General features: G+C 72.1%; 25 protein-coding genes, 2 tRNA genes and 1 other RNA gene. 9 read left to right on the forward strand and 19 right to left on the reverse strand.

Annotated elements, in window-relative coordinates; translation table 11 throughout:
• Positions 1-40 precede the first annotated feature (40 nt).
• The 9 genes from ACGF5G_RS29060 to ffs all read right to left on the reverse strand — a co-directional run bounded on the left by ACGF5G_RS29060 (position 41) and on the right by ffs (position 10,300).
• Positions 41-1,144, reverse strand: coding sequence for an ABC transporter ATP-binding protein (locus tag ACGF5G_RS29060; protein WP_393268505.1), 1,104 nt, complete (start codon positions 1,142-1,144; stop codon positions 41-43).
• Positions 1,141-2,220, reverse strand: a complete 1,080-nt coding sequence (locus ACGF5G_RS29065; protein ID WP_393268506.1) for an ABC transporter ATP-binding protein — start codon at positions 2,218-2,220, stop codon at positions 1,141-1,143. Before ACGF5G_RS29065 ends, ACGF5G_RS29060 begins: the two co-directional genes overlap by 4 nt.
• Positions 2,221-2,387: 167 nt before the next feature.
• A complete protein-coding gene (locus tag ACGF5G_RS29070; RefSeq protein ID WP_393268509.1) occupies positions 2,388-3,356 on the reverse strand; it encodes an ABC transporter permease in 969 nt (322 codons plus the stop codon).
• Positions 3,353-4,357 (reverse strand): ABC transporter permease, encoded by a 1,005-nt coding sequence (locus tag ACGF5G_RS29075; protein ID WP_393268511.1) that lies wholly within the window; start codon positions 4,355-4,357, stop codon positions 3,353-3,355. Before ACGF5G_RS29075 ends, ACGF5G_RS29070 begins: the two co-directional genes overlap by 4 nt.
• 77 nt (positions 4,358-4,434) lie before the next feature.
• Complete coding sequence (locus tag ACGF5G_RS29080; protein WP_393268514.1) at positions 4,435-6,099, reverse strand: ABC transporter substrate-binding protein; 1,665 nt, start codon at positions 6,097-6,099, stop codon at positions 4,435-4,437.
• Positions 6,100-6,409: 310 nt separating this feature from the next.
• The gene (gene recR, locus ACGF5G_RS29085; RefSeq protein ID WP_350683348.1) at positions 6,410-7,003 is read right to left on the reverse strand and encodes a recombination mediator RecR; all 594 of its coding nucleotides are present in this window, start codon (positions 7,001-7,003) and stop codon (positions 6,410-6,412) included.
• 7 nt (positions 7,004-7,010) lie between these two features.
• Positions 7,011-7,319 carry a YbaB/EbfC family nucleoid-associated protein gene (locus tag ACGF5G_RS29090; protein ID WP_357696159.1) on the reverse strand — a complete coding sequence of 103 codons (309 nt, stop codon included), beginning with the start codon at positions 7,317-7,319 and terminating at the stop codon, positions 7,011-7,013.
• 121 nt (positions 7,320-7,440) lie between these two features.
• Entirely contained in the window at positions 7,441-10,101 is a 2,661-nt protein-coding gene (locus tag ACGF5G_RS29095) for a DNA polymerase III subunit gamma and tau (RefSeq protein WP_393268516.1), read from the reverse strand.
• A gap of 108 nt (positions 10,102-10,209) precedes the next feature.
• An RNA gene (ffs, locus tag ACGF5G_RS29100) (signal recognition particle sRNA small type) lies at positions 10,210-10,300 on the reverse strand.
• A gap of 82 nt (positions 10,301-10,382) precedes the next feature.
• Between ffs and ACGF5G_RS29105 the strand changes: the two genes are divergently transcribed.
• Positions 10,383-10,467 (forward strand) — tRNA-Ser (locus tag ACGF5G_RS29105).
• Between the two features lie 336 nt (positions 10,468-10,803).
• On the opposite strand, the gene ACGF5G_RS29110 is transcribed toward ACGF5G_RS29105, so the two are convergent.
• Positions 10,804-11,943, reverse strand: a complete 1,140-nt coding sequence (locus ACGF5G_RS29110) for an SMP-30/gluconolactonase/LRE family protein (RefSeq protein WP_393268519.1) — start codon at positions 11,941-11,943, stop codon at positions 10,804-10,806.
• A gap of 166 nt (positions 11,944-12,109) precedes the next feature.
• Positions 12,110-12,763: a TetR family transcriptional regulator gene (locus ACGF5G_RS29115; RefSeq protein WP_393268521.1), complete on the reverse strand. Its 654-nt coding sequence runs from the start codon at positions 12,761-12,763 to the stop codon at positions 12,110-12,112.
• Positions 12,764-13,336: 573 nt separating this feature from the next.
• Here ACGF5G_RS29115 and ACGF5G_RS29120 point away from each other — a divergent pair.
• A complete protein-coding gene (locus ACGF5G_RS29120; protein WP_393268524.1) occupies positions 13,337-14,122 on the forward strand; it encodes a sulfite exporter TauE/SafE family protein in 786 nt (261 codons plus the stop codon).
• Between the two features lie 30 nt (positions 14,123-14,152).
• Here the strand turns inward: ACGF5G_RS29120 and ACGF5G_RS29125 are convergent, their stop codons facing one another.
• Both ACGF5G_RS29125 and ACGF5G_RS29130 read right to left on the reverse strand, forming a co-directional pair.
• A complete protein-coding gene (locus ACGF5G_RS29125) occupies positions 14,153-14,401 on the reverse strand; it encodes a flavin reductase (protein ID WP_393268527.1) in 249 nt (82 codons plus the stop codon).
• Positions 14,398-14,721, reverse strand: coding sequence for a hypothetical protein (locus ACGF5G_RS29130; RefSeq protein ID WP_393268529.1), 324 nt, complete (start codon positions 14,719-14,721; stop codon positions 14,398-14,400). The genes ACGF5G_RS29125 and ACGF5G_RS29130 overlap by 4 nt, the downstream gene beginning before the upstream one ends.
• Before the next feature lie 332 nt (positions 14,722-15,053).
• Between ACGF5G_RS29130 and ACGF5G_RS29135 the strand changes: the two genes are divergently transcribed.
• Both ACGF5G_RS29135 and ACGF5G_RS29140 read left to right on the forward strand, forming a co-directional pair.
• Positions 15,054-15,821, forward strand: coding sequence for a Scr1 family TA system antitoxin-like transcriptional regulator (locus ACGF5G_RS29135; protein WP_393268531.1), 768 nt, complete (start codon positions 15,054-15,056; stop codon positions 15,819-15,821).
• Entirely contained in the window at positions 15,812-16,003 is a 192-nt protein-coding gene (locus ACGF5G_RS29140; RefSeq protein ID WP_393268534.1) for a DUF397 domain-containing protein, read from the forward strand. Before ACGF5G_RS29135 ends, ACGF5G_RS29140 begins: the two co-directional genes overlap by 10 nt.
• 150 nt (positions 16,004-16,153) lie before the next feature.
• Here ACGF5G_RS29140 and ACGF5G_RS29145 read toward each other — a convergent pair whose 3' ends face one another.
• Both ACGF5G_RS29145 and ACGF5G_RS29150 read right to left on the reverse strand, forming a co-directional pair.
• Positions 16,154-16,726 carry a YdeI family protein gene (locus ACGF5G_RS29145; protein WP_393268537.1) on the reverse strand — a complete coding sequence of 191 codons (573 nt, stop codon included), beginning with the start codon at positions 16,724-16,726 and terminating at the stop codon, positions 16,154-16,156.
• Between the two features lie 5 nt (positions 16,727-16,731).
• Positions 16,732-17,142: a VOC family protein gene (locus ACGF5G_RS29150; RefSeq protein ID WP_393268538.1), complete on the reverse strand. Its 411-nt coding sequence runs from the start codon at positions 17,140-17,142 to the stop codon at positions 16,732-16,734.
• Positions 17,143-17,204: 62 nt separating this feature from the next.
• Here ACGF5G_RS29150 and ACGF5G_RS29155 point away from each other — a divergent pair, with 62 nt between their 5' ends.
• From ACGF5G_RS29155 to ACGF5G_RS29170, 4 genes are all read left to right on the forward strand, one after another.
• Positions 17,205-18,212 carry a helix-turn-helix transcriptional regulator gene (locus tag ACGF5G_RS29155; RefSeq protein WP_393268541.1) on the forward strand — a complete coding sequence of 336 codons (1,008 nt, stop codon included), beginning with the start codon at positions 17,205-17,207 and terminating at the stop codon, positions 18,210-18,212.
• A gap of 144 nt (positions 18,213-18,356) precedes the next feature.
• Positions 18,357-18,971: a hypothetical protein gene (locus tag ACGF5G_RS29160; RefSeq protein WP_393268543.1), complete on the forward strand. Its 615-nt coding sequence runs from the start codon at positions 18,357-18,359 to the stop codon at positions 18,969-18,971.
• Positions 18,972-19,003: 32 nt separating this feature from the next.
• Positions 19,004-19,498 (forward strand): hypothetical protein, encoded by a 495-nt coding sequence (locus ACGF5G_RS29165; protein WP_393268586.1) that lies wholly within the window; start codon positions 19,004-19,006, stop codon positions 19,496-19,498.
• Positions 19,499-19,634: 136 nt separating this feature from the next.
• Entirely contained in the window at positions 19,635-20,186 is a 552-nt protein-coding gene (locus ACGF5G_RS29170; protein ID WP_393268545.1) for a hypothetical protein, read from the forward strand.
• A gap of 216 nt (positions 20,187-20,402) precedes the next feature.
• Here ACGF5G_RS29170 and ACGF5G_RS29175 read toward each other — a convergent pair whose 3' ends face one another.
• Entirely contained in the window at positions 20,403-20,837 is a 435-nt protein-coding gene (locus ACGF5G_RS29175; protein ID WP_393268548.1) for a hypothetical protein, read from the reverse strand.
• A 147-nt stretch (positions 20,838-20,984) separates the two neighbouring features.
• A tRNA-Ser gene (locus tag ACGF5G_RS29180) sits at positions 20,985-21,071 on the reverse strand.
• A gap of 75 nt (positions 21,072-21,146) precedes the next feature.
• On the opposite strand from ACGF5G_RS29180, the gene deoD reads away from it, so the two are divergent.
• Positions 21,147-21,854 carry a purine-nucleoside phosphorylase gene (gene deoD / locus ACGF5G_RS29185; RefSeq protein ID WP_393268550.1) on the forward strand — a complete coding sequence of 236 codons (708 nt, stop codon included), beginning with the start codon at positions 21,147-21,149 and terminating at the stop codon, positions 21,852-21,854.
• Between the two features lie 157 nt (positions 21,855-22,011).
• On the opposite strand, the gene ACGF5G_RS29190 is transcribed toward deoD, so the two are convergent.
• Positions 22,012-22,698, reverse strand: coding sequence for a response regulator (locus ACGF5G_RS29190; RefSeq protein WP_393268589.1), 687 nt, complete (start codon positions 22,696-22,698; stop codon positions 22,012-22,014).
• An 11-nt stretch (positions 22,699-22,709) separates the two neighbouring features.
• Positions 22,710-24,029: a sensor histidine kinase gene (locus ACGF5G_RS29195; RefSeq protein WP_393268552.1), complete on the reverse strand. Its 1,320-nt coding sequence runs from the start codon at positions 24,027-24,029 to the stop codon at positions 22,710-22,712.
• Between the last annotated feature and the right edge of the window lie 83 nt (positions 24,030-24,112).

The following is a 24,112-nucleotide window of genomic DNA, read 5'->3' on the forward strand; positions in this document are numbered from 1 at the left end:
GCCGGACGCGGCCCCTCGGCGGGACCGCGTCCGCCGCAGGTCAGACGTACGAGCCGGGCTCGCTGGGGGCGGAGACGGCGTGCGGCTCCTCGCCCTCGCCCATCGGGCGGGTGATCTGCACGCTGACCTTGTGCGGGCGCAGCTCGCCGCTGGCGATCCGCTCCGCGAAGTGGCAGGCGACCCGGCTCCCGCCGATCTCCCGCAGCACCGGCCGCTCGTCGGCGCAGCGGGTCGGCTGCGCCCACGGGCAGCGGGTGTGGAACCGGCAGCCCGCCGGCGGGTTGGCCGGCGAGGGCAGGTCACCGGCGAGCAGGATGCGCTCCCGCCGGTCCTCCACGTCCGGGTCCGGCACCGGCACCGCCGACATCAGCGCCCGCGTGTAGGGGTGCAGCGGCTCCGTGTAGAGCCGGTCGCTCGGCGCCTCCTCGACCAGCGCGCCGAGGTACATCACGCCGACCGTGTCGGAGATGTGCCGCACCACGGCGAGGTCGTGCGCGATCACCAGGTAGGTCAGGCCGAGGCTGTCCTGGAGCTCGTCGAGCAGGTTCACCACCTGGGCCTGGATCGACACGTCGAGCGCGGAGACCGGCTCGTCGGCGACGATCAGGTCGGGCCCGAGCACCAGCGCCCGGGCGATGCCGATGCGCTGCCGCTGGCCGCCCGAGAACTCGTGCGGGTAGCGGGAGAGCGCCCAGCGGGGCAGGCCGACCTTGTCCAGCGTCTCGCTGATGATCCGCCGCCGCTCGTCGCGGTTGCCGCCGATGCCGTGGGTCTGCAACCCCTCGGTGAGGATCGACTCGACGTTCTGCCGGGGGTCCAGGCTCGACATCGGATCCTGGAAGATCATCTGCATCCGGCGGCGCATCGCCCGCAGCCTGCCCGCCGGCAGCTTCGTCAGTTCGACGCCGTCGAAGGCGACCTCGCCGCCGGTGGGCGGGGTGAGCTGGAGCAGCGCCCGGCCGAGCGTCGACTTGCCGCACCCGGACTCGCCCACCAGGCCGTACGTCCGGCCGCGCGCGATGCGCAGGTCGACCCCGTCGACCGCCTTCACGTGCCCGACCGTCCGGTCGAGGATCACTCCCCGCCGGATCGGGAAGTGCACCTTCAGGTCGCGGACCTCGACGAGGATGTCGCTCTCGGTCACGGCTTCTCCTCCTCGCGCGGGGCGGGCACCGGGCCCGCGGTCGCCTCCGCCGCCGGAGCGTCCGCCGCCCGGGTGGTGGCGGCGGCCGGAGGCACGGTGCCGGGCAGCGGCGCCGGGTTGACGCAGCGGTAGCTGCGCCCGTCGTGGGCGTGCACCAGCGCGGGCGGCTCCCCCACGCACTCGTCGACCCGCCGGGCGCAGCGCGGCGCGAAGGCGCAGCCGTCCGGCCAGGGCAGCACGTCGCGGACCGAGCCGGGGATCGGGTTCAGTCGCTCCCCGCGCCCGGCGTCCAGGCGGGGCACCGAGCCGAGCAACCCCACGGTGTACGGGTGCCGGGGCTCGCGAAACAGCGGACGACGGCGGGCCGTCTCCACCACCCTGCCGGCGTAGAGCACGTTGATGGTGTCGCACATGCCGGCCACCACGCCCAGGTCGTGCGTGATCATGACGAGCGCGGTGCCGGAGTCGCGGACCAACTCCTTGAGCAGCTCCAGGATCTGCGCCTGAATGGTGACGTCCAGCGCCGTGGTCGGCTCGTCGGCGATCAGCAGCCGGGGCTTGCAGGCCACCGCCATCGCGATGAGGGCGCGCTGCCGCATGCCGCCGGAGAGCTGGTGCGGGTATTCCTTCAACCGCCGCCTCGGGTCGGGGATGCCGACCCGGTCCAGCAGCGTCGCCGCCTCCTTCTCGGCCGCCGCGCCCTTCATTCCCCGGTGCCGCGCGAGCACCTCGGTCACCTGCAACCCGATCGGGATGACCGGGTTCAGGGAGGACAGCGGGTCCTGGAAGATCATCGCGACGTCCCGGCCGCGGATGTCCCGCCGGGACCGGTCGTCGAGCTGGAGCAGGTCGGTGCCGTCGAAGACCGCCTTGCCGCCGACGCGCAGGCCCGGCTGCTTGGGCAGCAGGCCCATGATCGCCAGCGAGGTCACGCTCTTGCCACAGCCGGACTCACCGACCAGGCCGACCACCTCGCCGGCGTCGACGGAGAACGAGACACCGTCCACGGCGTGCACGGTGCGCTGACCGCGCCGGGCGAAGGTGACGGCGAGGTCGTCCACTTCGAGCAGGGACATTACCGACCCTCCGTCCGCGACTGCGGGGCTCGCAACTCTTCACACAGCCGACGTACCGTTCGCGACTGCGGGGCTCGCAAGCTCACTCCTCGCGCTTCACACAGCCGACCTTCCGTTCGCGACTGCGGGGCTCGCAAGCTCACTCCTCGCGCTTCACACATGAGCACCTACTTCCGCAGCTTCGGGTCGAGGGCCTCGCGCATCGCCTCACCGAGCAGGGTGAAGCCGAGCGCGGTGATGATGATCGCGACCGCCGGGTAGATCGCCAGCCCCGGCCGGATGCCCAGGTACGGCTGCGCGTCGGCAAGCATCACGCCCCACTCCGGCACGGCCGTGTCGGGGTTGCCGAGGCCGAGGAAGGAGAGCGCGGCGGCCTCGATGATCGCGGTGGCCAGGGTCAGCGTGGCCTGCACGATCACCGGGGCGAGCGAGTTCGGCACCACGTGGGTGATCGCGATCTTCGACTTCTTCACGCCCAGCGAGGTGGCCGCCAGCACGTAGTCGCTGTTGGCCTGGGAGATCATCGAGCCGCGCAGCAGCCGGGCGAAGACCGGCACGGAGACCACGCCGACCGCGATCATCACCGTGGTCAGGCTCGCCCCGAGCAGGGCGGCGATGCTCACCGCCAGCAGCAGGCTGGGCAGCGCCAGCATCATGTCGACGACCCGCATGAGCGCGGTGTCGACGGCCCGGCCCCACCGGCCACCCAGCCCGGCCGCCGCGCCGGCGACCCCACCGATCAGGGCGCCGACCGCCAGACCGATCAGCGTGGAGACCACACCGACGAGCAGGGTCTGCCGGGCGCCGACGATCATCCGGCTGAACACGTCGCGGCCCTGGTGGTCGAAGCCGAGCCAGTGGTCTCCGGAGGCCCCCGGGATCAGGCCCTGGCCCGACTTGACCAGGCCCTCGCGGATGCCGATCGCGTCCGTCGGCCCGTACGGGACGAAGAACGGCCCGACGACCGCGACCAGGACGAAGAGCACCAGGATGACCGCGCCGATGATCGCCGCGGGGTTGCGCCGCAGGCGGCGGAACGCCTCCTGCCAGAGGCTGACGCCGCGCTCGTCGTCGCGGGCGGCCAGCTCGGAGAGCCGGTCGATCTTTTCCTTCTTCTTGCCGGTGGTGATCGTCATCGGACCCTCACCCTCGGGTCGATCAGGCTGTAGGAGAGGTCGACCAGGAGGTTCACCAGCACGTACACCACCGCGATGATCATGATGAAGCCCATCAGCACCGGGTAGTCCCGCTGGCCGATGGCGTCGTAGATGAACGCCCCGATGCCGCTGAAGGCGAAGACGGTCTCGGTCAGCACCGCGCCGGAGAGCAGGCCGCCGGTGAGCAGGCCGATCGAGGTGACCACCGGCAGCATCGCGTTGCGCAGCACGTGCCGGCGGCGGACGGTCGACTCGGTGAGGCCCTTCGCCTCGGCGGTGCGGACGAAGTCCTCGTTGAGCACCTCCAGCACGCTGGCCCGGGTGATCCGGACGATGATCGCGAGCGGGATGCTGGCCAGCGCGACGCCCGGCAGCACGAGGTGCCAGATCGCGTCGGCGGCGGCGTCCCACTCCCGCGTCATCAGGCCGTCGAGGACGAAGAAGTTGGTGATCCGGGTGGCGCCGAGCGTCGGGTCCTGCCGGCCGCTGGACGGGAACCAGCCGAGGTTCTCCGAGAAGATCGCCTTCAGCACGTAGGCCAGGAAGAAGACGGGGATGCAGATGCCGATCAGCGAGCCGCCGACCGAGAGGTGGTCGAGCATCCGGCCGCGACGGCGGGCAGCCAGGTAGCCGAGCGGAATGCCGAGCCCGATCGCGATCACCAGCGCCATGACGGTCAGCTCGACGGTGCCCGGGAAACGCTCCAGGAACTCCGTGGTGACCGCGCGCTTGGTGGAGGTCGAGGTGCCGAGGTCGAGGCGGAGCAGCCGCCGCACGAAACGGCCGTACTGCACCAGGATCGGCTCGTCGAGGCCCATGTTGCGCCGGATCGCGGCACGCATCTCGGGCGTTCCGCGCTCGCCGAGGATGGCGGTCTCGGGGCCGCCGGGCAGTCGACGGAGCCAGATGAAGAGCAGGAGGGAGAGCCCGAACAGCGTGGGTATCAGCTGTAGCAGGCGTCTGACGATGAACCGGAACACGGCGGCCTCGAAGGGGGTACGGAGGGCCGCGGGCGGACGCTGTCGAAGCAGCGCCCGCCCGCGGTCGGAGCGTCAGGTCAGGACTTGAACTCGGCCGTTTCAAGCCGCTCGTCGGTGAGTGGGCTGGCCTTGACCCCGGTCACGTCCTTGCCGAAGACGATCGCCGGCGGCGAGTGCGACACCGGGACGCCGGGCAGGAACTCCATGATGGCCTTGTTGAGGGCCTTGTACTTCTCCACCCGAGCCGCCTGGTCGGCGGTGGTGTCGGCGTCCTGGAACTGGTCGAACAGGGCCTTGTTGGTGAAGCCCCACTCGTCCTTCGGCCGGTCGAACATGGTGCCGATGAAGTTGTAGCCGTCGCCGTAGTCACCGGTCCACCCGAGGAAGTGGATGTCGTGCTTGCTGCCGGAGGTGGTGGCGTTGAGGTAGTCCGGGCTCCACTTCAGCGGGATGCCCTGGACGTTGATGCCGACCGCCTTGAGGTCCGCCGAGAGCAGCTCGAAGATGTCCTTCGGGTTCGGCATGTACGGGCGGGTGACCTCGGTCGGGTAGTGGAACCGCAGGGTCAGGTTCGTCGCGCCCGCCTCGGCCAGCAACTGCTTGGCCTTCTCCGGGTTGTAGTCGTACTTGGCGACGTCGCCGTTCCAGCCCTCGACGGTGTCCGGCATGAAGTTCTCGGCGACCTTGGCGCCCGGGGGCAGCTTCGAGTCGACCAGCGCCTGCCGGTTCAGGGCGTGCGCGATGGCCTGCCGGACCTTGATGTCGGCGAGCTTCGGGTTCCCCTTCTGGTTGATGGCCAGGTAGAGGATGTTGAACGCCGGGCGGGTCAGGACGTTGAAGCCCTCGCCCTTGAGCGGCTCGACGTCGGCCGGGCCGACCAGGTCGTAGCCCTGGATGTCGCCGGAGCGCAGCGCCTGCTTGCGCGCGTTCTCGTCCGAGATGGTCTTGAAGATGATGGTCTTCAGCTTGGCCTTGGCGCCGGCGTAGTCGTCGTTGCGCTCGATGGTCAGCGTCTTGTTGGCGACGTCCCAGGACTTGAACTTGAACGGGCCGGTGCCGGTCGGGTGCTCCATCGCGTAGGACGGGTACTTGATGTCATCGGCGGTGCCGCCCACGTTGCTCGCGTCGTACTTCTCCAGCGCCGTCGGGCTGTGGATGGAGAACGACGGCAGCATCAGCGCGGCCGGGATCTTGCTGGAGACCCGGGTGAAGGCCAGGTCCACAGTGGTGGCGTCCTTGACGGTGCAGGACTTGAAGAGGCTCGGCGGCAGCTCCGCGTCCTCGTTCTTGGCGAAGCCGCCCATGACGTCCTGCCAGTACGCCGTCACGTCCGGGCTCTGCATGAGGCCCTTGGCGTTGTACCAGCGGTCGAAGTTCTTGCAGACCGCCTCGGCGTTGAAGTCGGTGCCGTCGTGGAACTTCACGCCGGAACGCAGCTTGAAGGTCCACGTCGTGCCGGCGGCGTCCGGAGTCCAGGACTCGGCCAGACCGGGGGTGATCTTCGTGCCCCCCTCCTCCGGCGTGACCAGCGTCTCGAAGATGCTGCGTGCGACGCGCAGCGACTCACCGTCGCTGGCGAAGCTCGGGTCGAGCACCTTCGGGTCTCCGGCGACGCCGAAGACGAGGGTGTCCTTCTTGCTACCGCCGGAACTGTCACCGCGGTCGCTCTCGGCGCAGCCTGCTACCGCGAGGGCCGCGACCGCGACGGCCGCGATAGCGACCTTCGGCCTGGATGCACGCATGGTGCTTCTCCTTGGGGGTACGGACAACGTGGTGACAGGGGTCACCGATGGGCGTGACCTTAGCCTTCGTTCGGACCGCCGGGAAACCTTCGTCGAAGCGGTTGGTACCGGATCGTGTCTTAACCGAGGCGTCCCGCCCCGCAGGCAGCGCCGGACCGCCATCAAAGGGGCGAAATGTCCAGGTTGACCGATGCAAATTTGTTACATCTATCGACGCGCGCTTCGTCCACATGTCAGAGCCCACAGTGGATGTCCGAGCGCGTACGGCAGTGGCCGGCACCGGGATCCGGTGCCGGCCACGATCGGCGGATCAGACGGCGCGGCGCCCCTCGAAGGCCCGGCCGAGGGTGATCTCGTCGGCGTACTCCAGGTCGCCGCCGACCGGCAGGCCGCTCGCCAGCCGGGTCACCGCGATGCCCATCGGCTTGACCATCAACGCCAGGTAGGTGGCGGTGGCCTCGCCCTCGGTGTTCGGGTCCGTGGCCAGGATCAGCTCCCGCACCGCGCCCCCGCCCAGGCGGGTCATCAGCTCGCGGATGCGCAGGTTGTCGGGCCCGATGCCCTCCAGCGGGTTGATCGCCCCGCCGAGCACGTGGTAGCGGCCCCGGAACTCACCGGTCCGCTCGATCGCAACCACGTCCTTCGGCTCCTCGACCACGCAGAGCACCTCATCGGTGCGGCGCGGGTCGCGGCAGATCCGGCACTGGTCGGACTCGGCCACGTTGTAGCAACTGGTGCAGAACCGCACCAGCTCCTTGACCTTGCGCAGCGCGCCGGCCAGCCGGTTGACGTCGGCCGGGTCGGCCGACAGGACGTGGAAGGCGATCCGCTGCGCGCTCTTCGGGCCGACGCCCGGCAGCCGCCCCAGCTCGTCGATCAGGTCCTGGATGGCACCCTCGTACATCTGCCGCTCAGAAACCGGGCAGGCCGAGGCCGCCCATGCCGCCGGTGACCGGGCCCATCTTCTTCTCGGTCAGCTCCCGGGCCGCCTCGGCGGCGTTGTGCATCGCCGCGACGACCAGGTCCTCCAGGGTCTCCACGTCCTCCGGGTCGACCGCCCTGGGGTCGATCTTGATCGCCTTGAGCTCCCCGGTGCCGGCGACGGTCGCGGTCACCAGGCCGCCTCCGGCGGTGCCGGTCAGCTCGGCCTCGGCCAGCTCGGCCTGGGCCTTGGCGATCTGCTGCTGCATCTTCTGCGCCTGCTTCAGCATCTGCTGCATGTTCGGCTGTCCACCTGGGCGCACGGATGGCTCCTTCTCGCACTCGTCTGCTCGGCCGCCGCTCAGCCTATCCGCTGGAAGCGGCCTCGCCCCGCCCGGTGCTTCCCCGCCCGGCCTTGCCCTACCGGGCGTCCACCTCGTCGATCTTCTCCGCGCCGAACGCCTCGCGCAGCAGCCGTACCGCCTGCTCCTCGCTGGACTCCCGCGCGGTCTTCTCGTCGAGCACCTCGTCCAGCGGCTCGTCGCCCGGGTCGAAGCCCTCGTAGGTCGGGCTCGCCGGCTGGGCGCCGCCGGGGCGTCCCCCGCCGCCGCGCACCGGCCCGTCGAAGTCCGGGTCGTACGGCGGCTCGCCGGCCCAGTCGGCGTCCGCGGTCTTCCGGGCCGCCTGGGCGGGCCGCGGACCGCGTCCTGCCGCAGCCGCCCGCGCCGCCGCGATCGCGCTGCTCACCGGGGGGCCGGCGGGCGCGGCCTGCTGCGGCGCCGCCGAGGGACCGGCCGGCTGCGGTACGGCCGGCGCGGCGGTCACCGACGCGCTGCCCGTCGGTGCGGTGGTCGTCGCCGCGCCCGCCGTCGAGGTGGCCGTCGACGTGGTGGCCGACGTGCCGCCGGGCCGGGCCGGTTCCGGCCAGTCGTCGGCGCCCCCGGCCGCGCCACCCGGGCGGGCCGGCTCGGGCCAGTCCTCGCCCCCGCCGGCCGCGCCGCCGGGCCGGGCCGGTTCGGGCCAGTCCCCGGCGTCGTCGGCGGACGTGTTGCCGCCCCGCGCCGCACCCGCGCCGGACGCCGGACGGGCCGGCCCGCCCTGGCCGCCCGCGCCGCCACGAGGCCCACCGGCCACGCCATCGGGCCCGCCGGCCGCACCGCTCGGGCCGCTCGGGCCACTCGGTGCGCCGGACATGCCGCCGCCCGCGCCGTTGCCGGACGGGCCGGCGCCGCCCGGGGGCTGGTGGACGGGGGCGGCCGGTGGCGGGGAGGCCGGGCGGGCCGGAGCAGCGGGCCGGGACGGGCCACCGAGCGACGCGCCACCCCGCTCGCCGGCCACCTCGCAGCGGATCTGCCAGCGGCTGCCGAACTCCTCGTACAGCGCCTCGGCCAGCACCGAGGTGTGGTTGCCCATCATCTGCGCGAGCACCGGCGACTTGACGGTCAGCACCAGGGTGTCGCCGTCCACGTCGCGGACCACCGCATCGCGCATCAGCGCGGCAGCCGGCTTCTTGATCCGGTTGACCTTGGCGACGATGTCCGGCCAGACCCGGCGCACCGCGACGGCGTCCAGCGCGCCCGCCGGAGCCGCACCGGGGCGGGGCGGCTCCGGGGTGGCCGGGTCGGGCATCACCGCCGAGGGCGGCACCGGACGGCGGGCGGGAGCATCGGCGGGCGGGCCACCGGCACCCACCGGGTCCGCGGCACCCGGGACCGCCTCCGCCGACCGGGAACCGGTGGCAGCCCCGGCTGCGGCGCGGGCGGCGGCGACACCGGACGGAGCGGCGGCAGCCGCCGGCGGGCCGGCGGGCCCCGGGTCGGGCGCGGCGGCAGCCGCGGTCGCGGTGGGAGTGTCGGGGCGTACCGGAGCCGGGGCGGCCGGCGCGGGGCCGGCGGCGGCCGGCGGCGCGTCGGTGCCGACGAGGGCGAGCCGGCGCTCCATGCGCTCCAGGCGCTGGAGCAGGCCGCCGGTGGAGTCGTCGGCGCCGGGCAGCAGCATCCGGGCGCAGATCAGCTCCAGCAGCAGCCGGGGCGCGGTGGTGCCGCGCATCTCCACGAGGCCGTTGTGCACGATGTCGGCGCAGCGGGACAGGGTGCCCGGGCCGAGCCGCTGGGCCTGGGCGGCCATCCGCTCGATCTGGTCGGTCGGGCCGTCGATCAGGCCCTTGGCGGCGGCGTCCGGCACCTGCTGGAGCACGATCAGGTCGCGCAGCCGCTCCAGCAGGTCCGAGGCGAACCGGCGCGGGTCGTGCCCGGCCTCGGCCACCCGGTCGACGGTCGCGTACGCGGCCGCCCCGTCGCCAGCGGCCAGCGCGTCGCACATCTCGTCGATCAGGGCGGCGTCGGTGACACCGAGCAGCGCGGCGGCGCGGGGGTAGGTGACCCCCTCCGGCCCGGCCCCGGCGATGAGCTGGTCGAGCACGGAGAGGCTGTCCCGGGCGCTGCCGCCGCCCGCGCGCACCACCAGCGGGAAGACCGCCGGCTCGACCGCCACGCCCTCCGCCTCGGTCAGCTGCTCCAGGTAGGGCCGGAGCACCTTCGGCGGGATCAGCCGGAACGGGTAGTGGTGGGTCCGCGACTTGATCGTGCCGAGGACCTTCTCCGGCTCGGTGGTCGCGAAGATGAACTTGACGTACTCCGGCGGCTCCTCGACCAGCTTGAGCAGGGCGTTGAAGCCGGCCGACGAGACCATGTGCGCCTCGTCGATGACATAGATCTTGAAGCGGCTGCGGGCCGGCGCGAAGAACGCCTTCTCGCGCAGCTCACGGGCGTCGTCGACGCCACCGTGGCTGGCCGCGTCGATCTCGATGACGTCGATCGAGCCGGCGCCGTCGGTGGCCAGCGAGCGGCACGACTCGCACTGCCCGCACGGCTCCGGGGTGGGACCCTGCTCACAGTTGAGGGAGCGGGCCAGGATCCGGGCGCTGGAGGTCTTGCCGCAGCCACGGGGGCCGGAGAAGAGGTACGCGTGGTTGAGCCGCCCGCTGCGCAGCGCCTGCGACAGCGGCTCGGTGACGTGCTCCTGCCCGATGACCTCGGCGAAGGTGCGTGGCCGGTACTTGCGGTAGAGCGCCAGTGCCACCCGTCCCGCCTCCTCTCGACCGAGCCATTCTGCGCCGGTCAGCCGCGGGTGACCACCCACCCCGCCGGTGACCTGACCCGCAGGGACGTTACCGGCGCCCGGAGACAGAAAGGCCCCCCGTGCACCCGTCAGAGCCCGCTTATCCTTGCTGCCTTCCGGCCCTGGGGAGGTTCACGAGATGCACGCCGCACGGGGGGTGCCGCCAAGCCTACCCGACCGGCCGTCGATCTTCAGGGGGTGGTGGGGTGGCCGACCCGCCGGGGACCTGTATCCTCTTCTGCGGAGGATTCGCCTAGAGGCCTAGGGCGCACGCTTGGAAAGCGTGTTGGGTTCACACCCTCACGAGTTCGAATCTCGTATCCTCCGCTCGCTAGAGCAGCACGAACGGATGGGCCGGCCCTACGAGGGGCCGGCCCTCCATCGTCTCTGGAGCCGCTCCCGTCTCAGTTGTTGTCTCGTTCGCACAGCGGGCGTCCCTAACACAGGCCGCCGCCGCCTCCGCTGGGCTTCCTGAACACCTTGACCGAGATCCAGGCCGGGATCGCCGCCGACGTCGAGGCCGAAGGATCCGACGATCCCGAATGGTGGTTCTTGTCAACCACATGCCGGTCACCCACACCGGCCTCCGGTTGAGCGCCGATCTCCCCACTGTCAACCAGCCGTCACCTGCGGCAACGAGGTGGGACGGCTCAATCTTCGTGGTCAGTGCACATCCGGGAGGTGGTAGCGCATGACGTCATTGCTGCCGTTGTGGTCGGTGCCGAGGTAAAGGTAGCCGTCATGGGGCACGACGGTGGTGAGACCGAAGATGTGCCCGGTGGTATCGCTAAAAGCGCGGATGGGCCGGCCGGCACTGTCGAGTTGCAGGGCAGTGCTTGCGCGGCGGGTTGCACCGGTCAGCAGCGAGCTGGGCAGTTTGGCGATCTGCGCTTTAAGGAACGCGTGGCTCTGCAGCCTGTCCAGATTCGGGTCGCGGGGCTGGTAGAGGGCGACCCAGTAGGTGCCGTCGCCGACAGGAGTCAGGTTGTCCGGGAAACCGGGCAGGTTGTCGGCGAAGGTATCGTGCGTGCCGGCTTTCGGGCCGGTGAGCCAGTAACGGGTGATGTGGTAGCGGAATGAGTCATTGACCAGGACGAAGGACTCGTCGGGAGCCAGTGCTACGCCGTTGGCCAGGCTCAAGCCACTGAGCAGGACGTCGGTGCGGTGGCTGTGCGGGTCATAGCGCAGTAGCCGCCCGGAGGGGCGTTGCTCGAGTAGTTCGTGCGTGAGGTTGATCTTGTCGTAGACCGTGTCGGAACTGTCGCTGAAGTAGACGGTGCCATCCGTGGCGACGGCGAGCTCATTGGCGAGCGCGATCCGCTTGCCGCCAGCGCTGTTGGTCAGGACGCTGACGTTGCCGGTCGGGTCGACGCTGAGCAGTCCTCGACGGGTGTCCGCGACGAGCAAGTGCCCGTCGGGGGCGAAGCGCAGGCCGTTGGGCCGGCCGCCGGTGTCGGCGAACCGCTCGGCCTGCCCTCCGGCGGTCAGGCGGTAGATGATCCCGGATTCATCACCGGTGTAGAGACGTCCTTGAGCGTCGAAGGTGATGTCTTCGGGGCCATCCGGGGTTGGGGTGACGAGTTCGGCACGAGCGAGTTCCTGGTTGGGGGCCAGTACGCCGGTCATTGCCGGTGCTGGTGGTGTGCTCCACGCGAGCGGGTCGATCGGCGACGGGATGGCCAAGAAGACCATCCCGGCGAGCACGAACAGGCCTGCGCTCCACGCGGTCACCCGCAGCAGGCGCCTGCGTGCCGGGGACTTCTTCGCGGGTGCCGCCGAATGAGTAGTGGCGGTGGTTGTCATGGTTCTTTCCTTACCTTGAGGCTTTTAAACCTACCGGTTGGTTTGTTTTTACTCCCGACCGTGATTGCGACCGCAGTGGATCTGCCAGGGCGAATCGGTGCCGGACTGAGCCGGAGCATCGCCGTGGCTGCTGCGTCGGCGAGGGCGTGAGTAAAGCCCGCGAGGCCTAGTTTGGTTCGACGAGCAGGCCGCGCTCGATCATGGCCAGCAGCACCTGGGCCCGCTGGGCGAAGACCTCGGAAGCCCGCCCACCCGGATCCAGCACGTCAGTCAGGGCCTTGAGCCCGTCGAACGCGCCCACGAGGACCACGGCGGCATCGTGCGGGTCAAGCCCCGGGCGAAGGTCGCCGCTGGCCTGGCCGCGCCGCACGATGTCCGCGACGAGCTCCACCCACTTCGCCATGGGTTTGCTGACCTCTTCGGCCGTGGCCGGATCAGCCGCCATGTCCTTGGTCAGCCGGGTGATGCTCCAGGCGCCCGGGTCGACGGCGAGCAACTCGAGCATGACGGGCGTCAAGGCTCGGAACTGCTCCACCGCCGTGCCCTCGGACAGCACGCGCTCGCTGACCAGCCGGAGCCAACGCTCCTGCTGGTCACGCAGCACCGCCAGGGCCAGTGCCGACTTGGACCGGAAGTAGAAGTAGAAGGCGCCCTTGGTCAGCCCACTGGCGGCGATCAAGTCGCCCAGCGCAGTGCCCGTGTAACCACGCTCGGCAAACACCCGGGCCGCCGTCCGCAGTAGGAACGCCCGAGTCGCCTCACCTTTCGCGGTCGCGGGCACCATCTCGGCCGGCGCCAAAGCGTCGAGTCGCGTTGTCATGTCCTCACATTAAAACCTACCGCGCGGTTTGTAAATACCGACCGCACGGTATTTTTTGGGGTGGATTCGGCCGGCTGGATGTCGGTGGTTGGGCCAGGCGCGGGGTCGCGGTCCTGATCATGGTGGCCTCAGCTCTCGATGTCGGCGGTGGCAAATAGGTCGAGCTGCTCTCCGGGGTCGGCCGGCCGGCACGCTGCCCACACGGCCTCTCCGGCTTGGGAGCAGGCGTCGACGACGTCGGTCCAGCCGATACCCCGGAAGCCGCCTGGGTGGTCGCGCCAGGCGATGACGGCCTGCTCGCAGCGGCGGATCAGGTCGTCGGTGAGCCGGCCGGTGTCAAGGACGGTGCCCAGGTCGGCCCCAGCTAGGAATCGCGCATCCCCACAGCTCGCTTGGAGGCCCGGTCCTGCTGTCCCGCGTCGGCCCCGGGCGGCCGGTCGGGAGGTGATCTCCGACGCAGGTCGGCCGACCGGCGACGCCCGGACCCTACGCTGGCAGCCGCATTCGACAGCGAGGTAACCGGGCGGCGGCGACCTGAGGGCGACGACCGGCCCGGGGAAGGCGCGGACACAGATGAACACGATGCTGAACGCCACCGAGATGCTGGCCGTACTGGCCGCCGGGGTGGCTGCCGGCGCCATCAACGCGGTGGTGGGCTCGGGCACGCTGGTGACCTTCCCGGTCCTGCTCTCCCTTGGCTTTCCGCCGGTGGTGGCGAACGTGTCGAACACGGTCGGGCTGGTGCCGGGGTCGTTCTCCGGGGCGTACGCCTATCGGAAGGACCTGGCGGGGCACGGCCGGCTGCTGGCGCGGCTGGGCGTCGCCGGCGTGCTGGGCGGGGTCACCGGGGGCGTACTGCTGCTGCGCCTGCCGCCGGGAGCGTTCCGCGCCATCGTGCCGGCGCTGATCGGGCTGGCGCTGGTGCTGGTGGTGGTGCAGCCGCAACTGGCCCGGGCGCTGGCCCGCCGACAGGGCCGGGACGGCAGCGACCCGTCCGCCGAGGTCCGGCGCGCCGGGCCGCTCCTGCTCCTCGGCGTGTTCGCCACCGGGGTGTACGGCGGCTATTTCGGCGCCGCCCAGGGCGTGCTGCTGCTGGGGCTGCTCGGGGTGCTGCTCTCCACCGACCTGCGCTGGGTCAACGGGGTCAAGAACGTGCTCGCCGGGCTGGTGAACGGGGTCGCGGCGGTCCTGTTCATCGCCCTGGGCACGGTGGCGTGGCAGCCAGCCCTGCTGATCGCCGCGGGTTCCGTGGTGGGTGGCCTGATCGGCGGCCGTTGGGGACGCCGGCTGCCGCCGGCGGTGCTGCGCGCCGCGATCGTGGTCGTCGGGCTCGCCGCCCTGGTCAACCTGCTGGCCTGAGCCGGCGCCGCCCGACGTGAGCCTGGCCGGTCATCCGCGCGCACGGGTCCACGAGACGAAGCGGTCGGCCAGGTCGGCGGGGTTGACGTCGTGGTCCAGCCCGGCGAGTTGCTCGGCGGCCTCGGCCTGGAGGGTCGCCAGGTAGACGGTGAGCGCGACGCGGTCGTGGCGGTACTCGCCGAGCAGCCGCAGCTTCGCCGCCGAGCAGGGCCAGGCGATGCCGCACACCCGGCAGCGCCAGGTCGGCCGGGTCGGGACGTGCTCGCGGCGTCGCGTCACGGCCGGGCCGCCCCCGCTGCCCCGGCGGACCCTCGGCCGCCGGTGACCGACCCGGCCTGGTCGGCAACGACCGGGACCGACCCGGCTGGCTCGGGACCGGCGCAGAGCAACCCGACCCGGTCGACGCGGACGAAGGCGAACCGGGCTCGGGCGCGGAGGGTGCCGTCTGGGGTGACCTCGTGGCCGCGTACCTCGGCCCACACCCGTCCCTCGAACGGGCCGATGCTCAGCACCTCGGTGATCCGCAGGGTCAGCGGTCCCTCGCCGAAGCGGTACGCGTCGTCCGGCACGCGGATCGTCGCGCCGACGGCCAGAGGCATCCGTGGCTCCCGACGGGGCGTGGGCGGGGTCGGCTGGCATTGGCCTGCGACAGCATCGGGCCGGACGGGCGACGGTGTCGGGCCGGGCGTACGGCGGGTGGGCACGGGCGGGGCCTCCTCCGGGAGCGCGACGAGGAACGCGACGAGCGGGCTGGAGGGGGCCGCCCCGCCCTCCCCGCCGGGGCGGCCCCGCGACTGGCACGACCGCCGGGCTCCCTCGCCTCCACCGGCCGCGCCGCCTTCGTCACCCCAACTTGCCGGTGGTGAGCAGACAGATACACCGCGTAAATGTATGGTCGCCAGATATTTGGGACATCCGATGGGAGGAGCCCGTGAACGACGCGCTGCGGGTCGCGCTCAGCGACACCGGGCACACGACGGAGTCCCTCGCCGAGAAGATCGGCGTCGACCCGAAGACGGTGGGGCGCTGGCTGACGGAGGACCGCATCCCGCATCCGCGACATCGGTTGGCGGCGGCGGAGGCCCTCCACCGGGACGTGTCGGACATCTGGCCGGACACTTCGAGACGTCGTGACCCGATCTGGTTCCGTCCGTGGCAGGAGATCGAGCGCGAGGCGGTGTCGCTGCGGTCGTACGAGTCGGTGGTGCTGCCCGGGCTGCTCCAGACCGAGGCGTACGCCCGGGCCGTGCTGACCGGCGGAGGCCTGTTCCCCCGGGGCGACGTCGAGCGGCACCTGGCGGCCCGGCTCGCCCGGCAGGGCATCCTCCGGCAGGACGAGCCGCCGCAGTTCACGGCCGTCGTCGACGAGGCGGTGCTGCGCCGGCCGGTCGGCGGCCGGGCCACCATGCGCGAGCAGCTCCACGCCCTGGTCACGGTGTGCGCCGAGCCGCACGTCCGGGTGCACGTCGTGCCGTCGTCGGTCGGTGCCTACGCGGGGCTGAACGGGCCGTTCGTCATCGCCAACAGCCACGACCACCGGATCGCCGGCTATCTCGACAACCAACTCCAGGGCCAAGTGGTTAGCGACCCCACGGACATCGCCGCCATGATGGCTGCGTGGGAGAACGTGCGCGGCGAGGCGCTGACCCACTGGCAGTCTGTCGATCTCATCACGGAAGTGGCGGAGACATGGAGCTGAATGGCGCGCGGTGGCGCAAGAGCAGCCGCAGCAGCGGCAACGGTGGCAACTGCGTCGAGGTCGCCGACAACCTGCCCGGCATCGTCGCCGTGCGCGACTCGAAGGACCCGGCCGGCCCGGCGCTCGCCTTCCCGCCGGCGGCGTGGCGCGCGTTCGTCAGCCGGATCGCCGAGCGCCCCTGACCGAGCGGCGGTAACCGAGCGCCCTGACCGAGCGCCCTGACCGAGCGGGCGGTGACCGAGCGGCGGTGACCGAGCGGCGGTGACCGAGCGGCGGTGACCGGGTCGGCGTCCGGGGCGACGGGAGACTCCGGCGCCCCGGACGACCTGGGGTCACTCCCCCGGCATCGTGGCGGCCTCCAGGGTCGCCAGCGCCCGCCGCAGCGCGCCGGCCCGCCCGGCCGGCGTGCGCGCCTTGAGCAGCGGCAGGAAGATCCCGTACCGGTCGCTGCGGCTCAGGGCCTCGAACGCCACGCGGGCACGGTCGCTGTCCGCGAGCGCCGCGACGAGATCCTCGGGTACGGCGGCGCTGCGCTGCGGGGCGTACGCCCTCGCCCATCGGCCGTCGGCCTTCGCGGCGTCGACCTGTGCGCGGCCGGCGGGGCGCATCCGGCCGGCCGCCTCCAGTGCGGCCACGCGGTCGACGTTGACCCGCGACCAGGGGCTGCCCGGCCGGCGCGGCGAGTAGCGCTGGAGGAAGTGCGTCGCGTCCAGGCGACGGCGGTGGCTGTCGATCCAGCCGTGGCAGATGGCGACGTCGCCGGCCTGCGCCGCGCTCATGGCGACCGCGCCCGAGCCCTTGCGGGGAATCGCCAGCCAGGCTTCGGACCGGGTGCCGGCGTGCGCGGCGAGCCACCCGTCCCACTCGTCGGCGTCCGCGCACCGGATTATCTCGACCTCGTCCACGATCGTCAGCCCTGCCCGGCGAGGATCTCGACGTGGTGCGGGTTGTACATGACGCCCAGCAGGTTGCCGAACGGGTCGACCACGGTGGCGGTCACGAAGCCGCTGCCCCGGTCCTGCGGCGGCTCGTGGGCGGTGGCCCCCAGCGCGAGCAGCCGCGCGAACATGCCGTGCACGTCGTCGACGTGCCAGTACAGGACGACGCCGCCCGGCCCGGACGTCGCGCCCGGCGGCCGGTAGCGGCTGTCGATGAGGCCCAGCTCGTCCTGGTGGTCGCCGAGGCGCCATTCCGCGTAGCCGTCGCGGAGGAAGTACGGCTCGAAGCCGATCAGTTCCGTGTACCAGCCCTTGGCTGCCTGCCAGTCCGCCGCCCAGTAGCTGACGTTGGCCATGCCGCGCAGTCTCAGTGTCTCCGTCATGGCCTCACGCTAGGACGGGTTGAGGAACACCAGCTTCCTCAATCTCGGGCAGAATCGGGAAAATGCTGGAAACCTCGGTACGGCTCCTGCGGCTCCTCTCGCTCCTCCAGCAGCGGCGCGACTGGTCCGGCGCCGACCTGGCGGCCCGGTTGGCGGTCACCACCCGGACCGTCCGCAACGACGTCGACCGACTCCGGCAGCTCGGCTACCAGGTGGACTCGACCACCGGCCCGGCCGGCGGCTACCGCCTCGGCGCCGGCACCGCGCTGCCGCCGCTGCTGCTCGACGACGACGAGGCGGTGGCGGTCGCGGTCGGTCTGCGGGCGGCCGCGGCGGGCTCGGTCACCGGCATCGAGGACGTGTCGCTGCGGGCGCTGACCAAGCTCGAACGGACCCTGCCGGCGCGGCTGCGCCCGCGCGTCGACGCCCTGCGCACCACCACGGTCTCGGCGGCCGGTGGCGGGCCGACCGTCGACGCCGACACGCTGACCACCGTCGCGGCGGCGGCCCACCGGCACGAACGGCTGCGGTTCGAGTACGCCGGCCACGACGGGAGCACCAGCGTGCGCGACGTCGAGCCGCACACCCTCGTCTACACGGGCCGCCGCTGGTACCTGCTGGCCTGGGACACGGACCGGCGGGACTGGCGCACGTTCCGCGCCGACCGGGTGCGTCCGCTGCCGCCGGCCGGGCCACGGTTCGTGCCGCGCGAGCCGCCGGGCGGCGACGCGGCGGCGCACGTGCTGCGCGGCGTCCGCTCGCGGGTCTGGGCGTACCAGGCGCGCATCCGTTTCCACGCGCCGGCCGCCGTGGTGGCCGAGCGGAGCACCCCCACCTCCGGCGAGATCATCCCGATCGACGACGCGACGTGCGAGCTGGTCACCGGCACCGACTCGCTGCACGACCTGGCCACGTACCTGAGCAAGTTCGACGTCCCGTTCACGGTCCTGGCTCCCCCCGAACTCCACGACCTCCTCCACACCCTCGCCACCCGCTACCTCGCCGCCCTCCCCCACCCACCCCGGCGATCTCGCACTTCGCGCCCGGGCGAAGGCGCGCATTCCGCCTGAAACGGGGGCCAAAAGTGCAAGATCGCGGGGGTCGACGGTCCCCACGGCGGCGGGGATGGGCGGGTAGCGTGCGGTGGTTGGTGGCGGAGCCGGTTCCGTCGTACACATGTTCCATCCACAGGCTGTGGACGGCGGAGGGCTCCGATGGGTTACCAGCTCAGTGCGGTCGTCGCGGACGCCGAGTTGCTCCGCGAGCAGACCGCCGACCTCGACCACGCGGTCCTCGGCGAGCTGCGTCAGGATTTCGCACTGCTGCCGGTCACCTCGCAACTGGTCGAGGAGCTGACCGGGGCGCTGCCCGACTACTCGGTGGCGGAACGGTCGCCGGAGGAGCCGTTCCACCTGGTGCTCTCGGCGGCCCTCGCCGGGGTCCTCGCGCGCTGGTCACGGTCGGGTCCGGTGGCCTATGTGGAGGCGGAGTTCGCTGGCGGCGTCGGCTACCAGTCGGCCGTGGTGTGGCTTGGTGGCGGGGTGAGCTGGGGTCCGCGCGTCGACGGCCACCTCGACGGGCCGCGGGCGGAGTGGCCGCTCAACGCCGCGCTCGTCCGGCTCGGCGCGGAGCCCGGGGCGTGGATCGACCCGTTCGCCGAGCTGGGCCTGCACGTCGAGCGGAGCACCGCCGGGTGGCTCGCGCACGGCCGCCGGCGGCTGAGCGCCGACTACTGGGACGAGCTGGCCGAGGAGTGGGAAAGCCGGCAATCTGGAAACGACCAGCAACCTGAGCGCCCCGGCCCCGTTGGGGACTGGGGGATTCTATGAAATTGCGACAATTCGTCTTCATCGCGACGCTGCTGACGGCTGCCTCGATCGCGGGCAGTGGCGCGCGCCCGCAACTGCCCGAAATGGACGGCCGGCCCGCCGGGGCCCTCGACGTGGTCGGCCTGAACGGGCTCCACAACGTCGAGTTCGGCGACACCGAGGACGAGCTGACCCGGCGGGGCATCCTGCGTACCGACGTCGACGCCTGCGGCCCGTCCCTCGCCGGACACGACACGACCAGCCCGATCTTCGTCGACGACCGGCTCGTGCTGCTCTGGCTCGGCGACGCGACGCGCACCCCGGAGGGCGTCACCGCCGGCAGCCCCGTCGACGAGGTCTGGGGCCGCTACCCGTCGGCGCGCGAGCTGGAGTCTCCACACGGGACGCACCGGTTCGCCGGGCTGCTCGCCCGGCGGGGCGACCGCGCGTACCTGTTCCTGCACGACGGGCGTACGGTCCGCAAGATCATCGTCGGGTACGCAGAGTGGGCCCAGCGCCTCTTCGAGGAGGGCCACAGCCCCTGCTGAACTCCGCCGGTCGGTCTCCGACACCAGCGGCGTGCGGTACCGCGGCCCGACGGCTACGCCTTGCGGATGGACCGGGCGTCGACGGGGTCGGGGGCGCGGCAGGCATGTGCAGCGGAGTGCCGGGTATCCGCCGGACATGGCGCGGTACACGAAGCCCGAGCTGAGAGAACAGCTCAAGGAAGAAATCATGGCTTCCGACAAGGGCGGCAGGCAGGGGCAGTGGTCGGCGCGCAAGTCGCAACGGCTCACCAAGGAGTACCAGAAGCGCGGCGGAGGCTACGAGGGCCCGAAGGACGAGCGGCAGAAGTCCCTGCAGCGTTGGGGCGGCGAGCACTGGCAGACCAGGGAAGGCGACACCCGGGCGCGGCACGGCGACGAGACGAGTCGATACCTGCCCAAACAGGCCTGGGAGCAGCTCTCCGACGAGGAGCAGCGCAAGACCGACGCCAAGAAGCGGAAGGAGTCGAGGTCCGGCAAGCAGTACGTCGCCAACACCGAGCGGGCCAGCCGCGCACGCCGGAACGCCACGTCGGTCGGGCGGCTGTCAGAGCTGCCGGTTGCCGAGGCGGCCAAGCTCGTCCGGGGCCTCGACACGGGCCAACTCAAGGCGGCACTGCGGAACGAACGTGACAACAAGGGTCGCAAGACGCTCATCCAGCGGCTGGAGTCGGAACTCGACCGGCGCTGACGGGCGTCCGGGTTACCGCGCCCGCTCGCGTACCGCCGAAACCGGGACCACACGCGGAACGCCCGGTGCGATCCTCGCGGATCGACCGGGCGTCCTCGCTTGTCACGAGCGGTGGCGGCGTGAGACGCCCCTGCCACGCCGTCGCCTCGACCCCGGTCACCTGCGTGATCGTCCCCAGCCGGGGACTCCTCGGTCGCCCGGCCCGGCCGGTTCCCGCTACGTCCGGCGCCGGTTGGCTATCGCGTGGACCAGGAGGACCACCCAGCCGATCGCGGCTAGCGCGCCGGCCACGGCGAGCCCGGTGAAGAGCAGCCAAGTACTGCCGCCCTGGGCGGCGAAGACACCCCTGCGGGCGCCGGTGTCACGGGCCGCCACGGTGGCCCCCGAGGTCAGCCCATCCGGCCCGTCGTAAACGATGACGTCGTTACGCGGCGTCCCGCCCCCGTCCGGGACGAAGTCGCCGTGCCAGGTGCAGTTGCGGCCGCACGTCTCGTAGCGCGCGGTGAATGTGCCCGCCGTGCCGTCACCGGACTTCGCCCGCAAGGCCGAAGCGACGTCGGGTACGGCGAGGGCCAGCCCGAGGAAGGCGAGGAAAGGAAGCCCAACCCAGAGCAGGAACTTCATCCCCCAGCCAGCTGTCCCATTCGCCACGAGCACACCGTAACGAGATCGGTCCAGCTGTCATGACCACTCACCGCCGCGCGGCACTAGCACCCAACTGAGACCAGAACTGAGACCACCAAGCGGAACGCCCGGCCGATCCTCACGGATCTGCCGGGCGTTCTCGCTGTTCACGAGCGGTGGCGGCGGGATTTGAACCCGCGGAGGGCGTAAACCCTCACACGCTTTCGAGGCGTGCTCCTTAGGCCACTCGGACACGCCACCGCCGACGAGGGTACAGGACAGCGGGTCTGGATGCCGAACCGGTATCCCCGCCTCCGGCCTGGCAGGATCTTTGCCATGAGTACGCACATCGGCGCGAAGCCGGGAGAGATCGCCGAGCGGGTCCTGATGCCGGGCGACCCGCTGCGGGCCAAGTGGATCGCGGAGACCTACCTCGAGGACGCCAAGTGCTACTCGACGGTCCGGGGCATGCTGGGCTTCACCGGGCGCTGGAACGGCGTCGAGGTCTCCGTCCAGGGCTCCGGCATGGGCATGCCCTCCGCCTCGATCTACGCCCACGAGCTGGTCAACGAGTACGGCGTGAAGTCGCTGATCCGGGTCGGCTCCTGCGGTGCCCTGACCGAGGACCTGCGGCTGCGCGACGTGATCGCGGCGATCGGCTCGTCCACCGACTCGAACATGAACCGGATGCGTTTCGACGGGCTGATCGACTACGCCCCGGTCGCGGACTTCGGGCTACTGCGCACGTCGGTCGAGGTGGCCGAGCGGCGCGGCATCGCCATGCGGGTGGGCCCGATCCTGGCGGCGGACGCCTTCTACACCGACCGCCCGGACCTCTACGACACGCTCGCCGACTACGGCGTGCTGGCGGTGGAGATGGAGTCGGCGGCGCTCTACACGATCGCCGCCCGGTTCAAGGCCCGCGCGCTGACCCTGCTGACGGTCAGCGACCACATCAAGACGGGCGAGAAGACCACCTCCGAGGAGCGCGAGCAGACCTTCAGCCAGATGGTCGAGATCGCCCTGGACACGATCATCGCCTGATCCCGGCCGCCGTCCCGCCGTCTGCTCCGACGGCGGGACGGCGTCGTTCCCGGTCTCCGGAGGCGGCCAGGGCTCCGCCGCGGCCCGACGATCCCGGCGTGCGTGCCGTGGGCGCACCGGCTCCTGCGGGCGGGCCCGGCTCGCGTTGACCGCCGGCTCAGCGTGGCGGTCCGGCACCGGGTGGGGTCGACAGCGGTGCCGAGCTGCTGCGCAGATACGTCACCACGGCGACCACCCGGCGGTTGGTGTCGTCGGTGGGCGGCAGGTCCAGCTTGGCCAGGATGTTGCCGACGTGCTTGCCGACGGCGGCTTCGGAGACGACGAGGATTCGGGCGATGGCGGCGTTGGAGTGCCCCTCGGCGACCAGCGCGAGCACCTCACGCTCGCGGGCGGAGAGTTGTGCGACGGGATCGCGGCGGCGGCGCAGCAGCTGCCGTACCACGTCCGGGTCCACGACGGTGCCGCCGTCGACCACCTGGCGGAGCGCGGCGACGAACTCCTCGACGTCGACCACCCGGTCCTTGAGCAGGTAGCCCACCCGGTGCCCGTCGCCGGAGTCCAGCAACTCGGCGGCGTAGTTCTGCTGCACATACTGGCTGAGCGCGACCACCGCCAGCCCGGGGTGGGCCCGGCGTAGCTCCACGGCGGCGCGCAACCCCTCGTCGGTGAAGCCCGGCGGCATCCGGATGTCGGTCACCACCAGGTCGGGGGCGTGCTCGGCGACGGCGGCCCGCAGCGCGTCCGCGTCGCCGACGGCCGCGGCGACCTCGAACCCGAATCTGGCCATCAGGCCGGCGAGTCCCTCCCGCAACAGCACACCGTCCTCGGCGAGGACCACGCGGATGGGGCGTCGTTCTACCTGCACGGAAGCTCCACGAGGATGAGGGTCGGCCCGCCCGCCGGGCTCGTCAGGTACATCCGTCCGCCCACCGCGGAGACCCGGTCCGCCAGGCCGGTCAGGCCGGTGCCGCGTGCCGGGTCTGCGCCGCCCTGCCCGTTGTCGTGGATCTCGACGGCGAGGATCTGGCCCCGCTGGCTGGCGGTGACGGTCGCCGCCGTGGCGCCGCTGTGCTTGGACACGTTGGCGAGCGCCTCGGCCACCACGAAGTAAGCGGTCGACTCGACGTGGGCGGGTGGTCGCCCTGGCAGGTCGGCATCGACGCTCACCTCGATCGGCGCCTGGTCGGCCAGTTCGTGCAGCGCCGCCGGCAGCCCGAGGTCGGTCAGCACCTGCGGATGGATGCCGCGGATGAGTTCCCGCAGCTCGGTCATCAGCTGCTTCGCCTGCTCATGGGCGCCCGCCACAGCCTTGCCGGCGGGCGAGTCGGCCGGCAGGTCGAGGCGGGCCAGCCCGAGTTGCAGGGTCAGGCCGACCAGCCGCTGCTGGGCACCGTCGTGCAGGTCGCGCTCGATCCGGCGGCGCTCGGCCTCGAACGCGTCGACGAGGCGGGCCCGCGACCGTGCCACCTCGACCAGTTCGGCGTGCAGCCGGGTGGCCGGCCGGGCGGAGAGCAGCGCCCGGGCCGCCGCCCCGTGGGCGCTCGCGAGCAGCGCCAGCAGGTACGGGACGGCCGGCAGCAACGCTACGCCGGCGAGCACGTACGGCACCGTGTCGGCGGCGGTGGCGACCTGGCCGAAGCCGAGCGAGAGCGGGCCGTCGGAGACCATCAGCGGGCTGGCGACCCACGCCACGATCAACAGCAGCAGGACCAGCACGACGCCGTACGCGACCGGCACCACGGTCGACAGCAGGGCCGCGTAGCCCAGCGCCCGCCAGGTGGCCGCCTCGGCGTAGCGGCTGCGCAGCCACCACCCCGGGCCGTCGCCGAGCGGTCGCCGGTGCGCCGGTTCGACGGGCCGGGTGTCGACCAGCCGCAGCCGCCAGCGTTCCACCGCCGCCACCGGCAGTGCCACCAGTGGGCCGAACGCCGCCAGCAGCCCGGCCCCGGCCAACGGCAGGAGCGCCAGCTCGGCGGGGGTCGGGGCGTCCCCCGTCGTGGCCCGGTGCAGCAGTACGGCCCAGGGCAGGGCGAGCACGGCCAGGGGTAGCCCTGCCACGAGCACCATCGGCGGGGTGGTCAGCAGATAGCCCAGTGACCGCCATGGCCACCCGGTGACGACGAACCGGCGCCGGACGACCGCCCTGATCAGCGTCTGCGGCGGCGGGTCGGGCACCGGGCCACCATATCCCTCCCGCGGTCGAGGTATGCCTAGCTCTACCCTGCTTTGGGCGCTTGGCCGTAGTGCTCCGCACCCGC

This window comes from Micromonospora sp. NPDC047730 (assembly GCF_043204765.1).
Taxonomy (GTDB): Bacteria; Actinomycetota; Actinomycetes; order Mycobacteriales; family Micromonosporaceae; genus Micromonospora.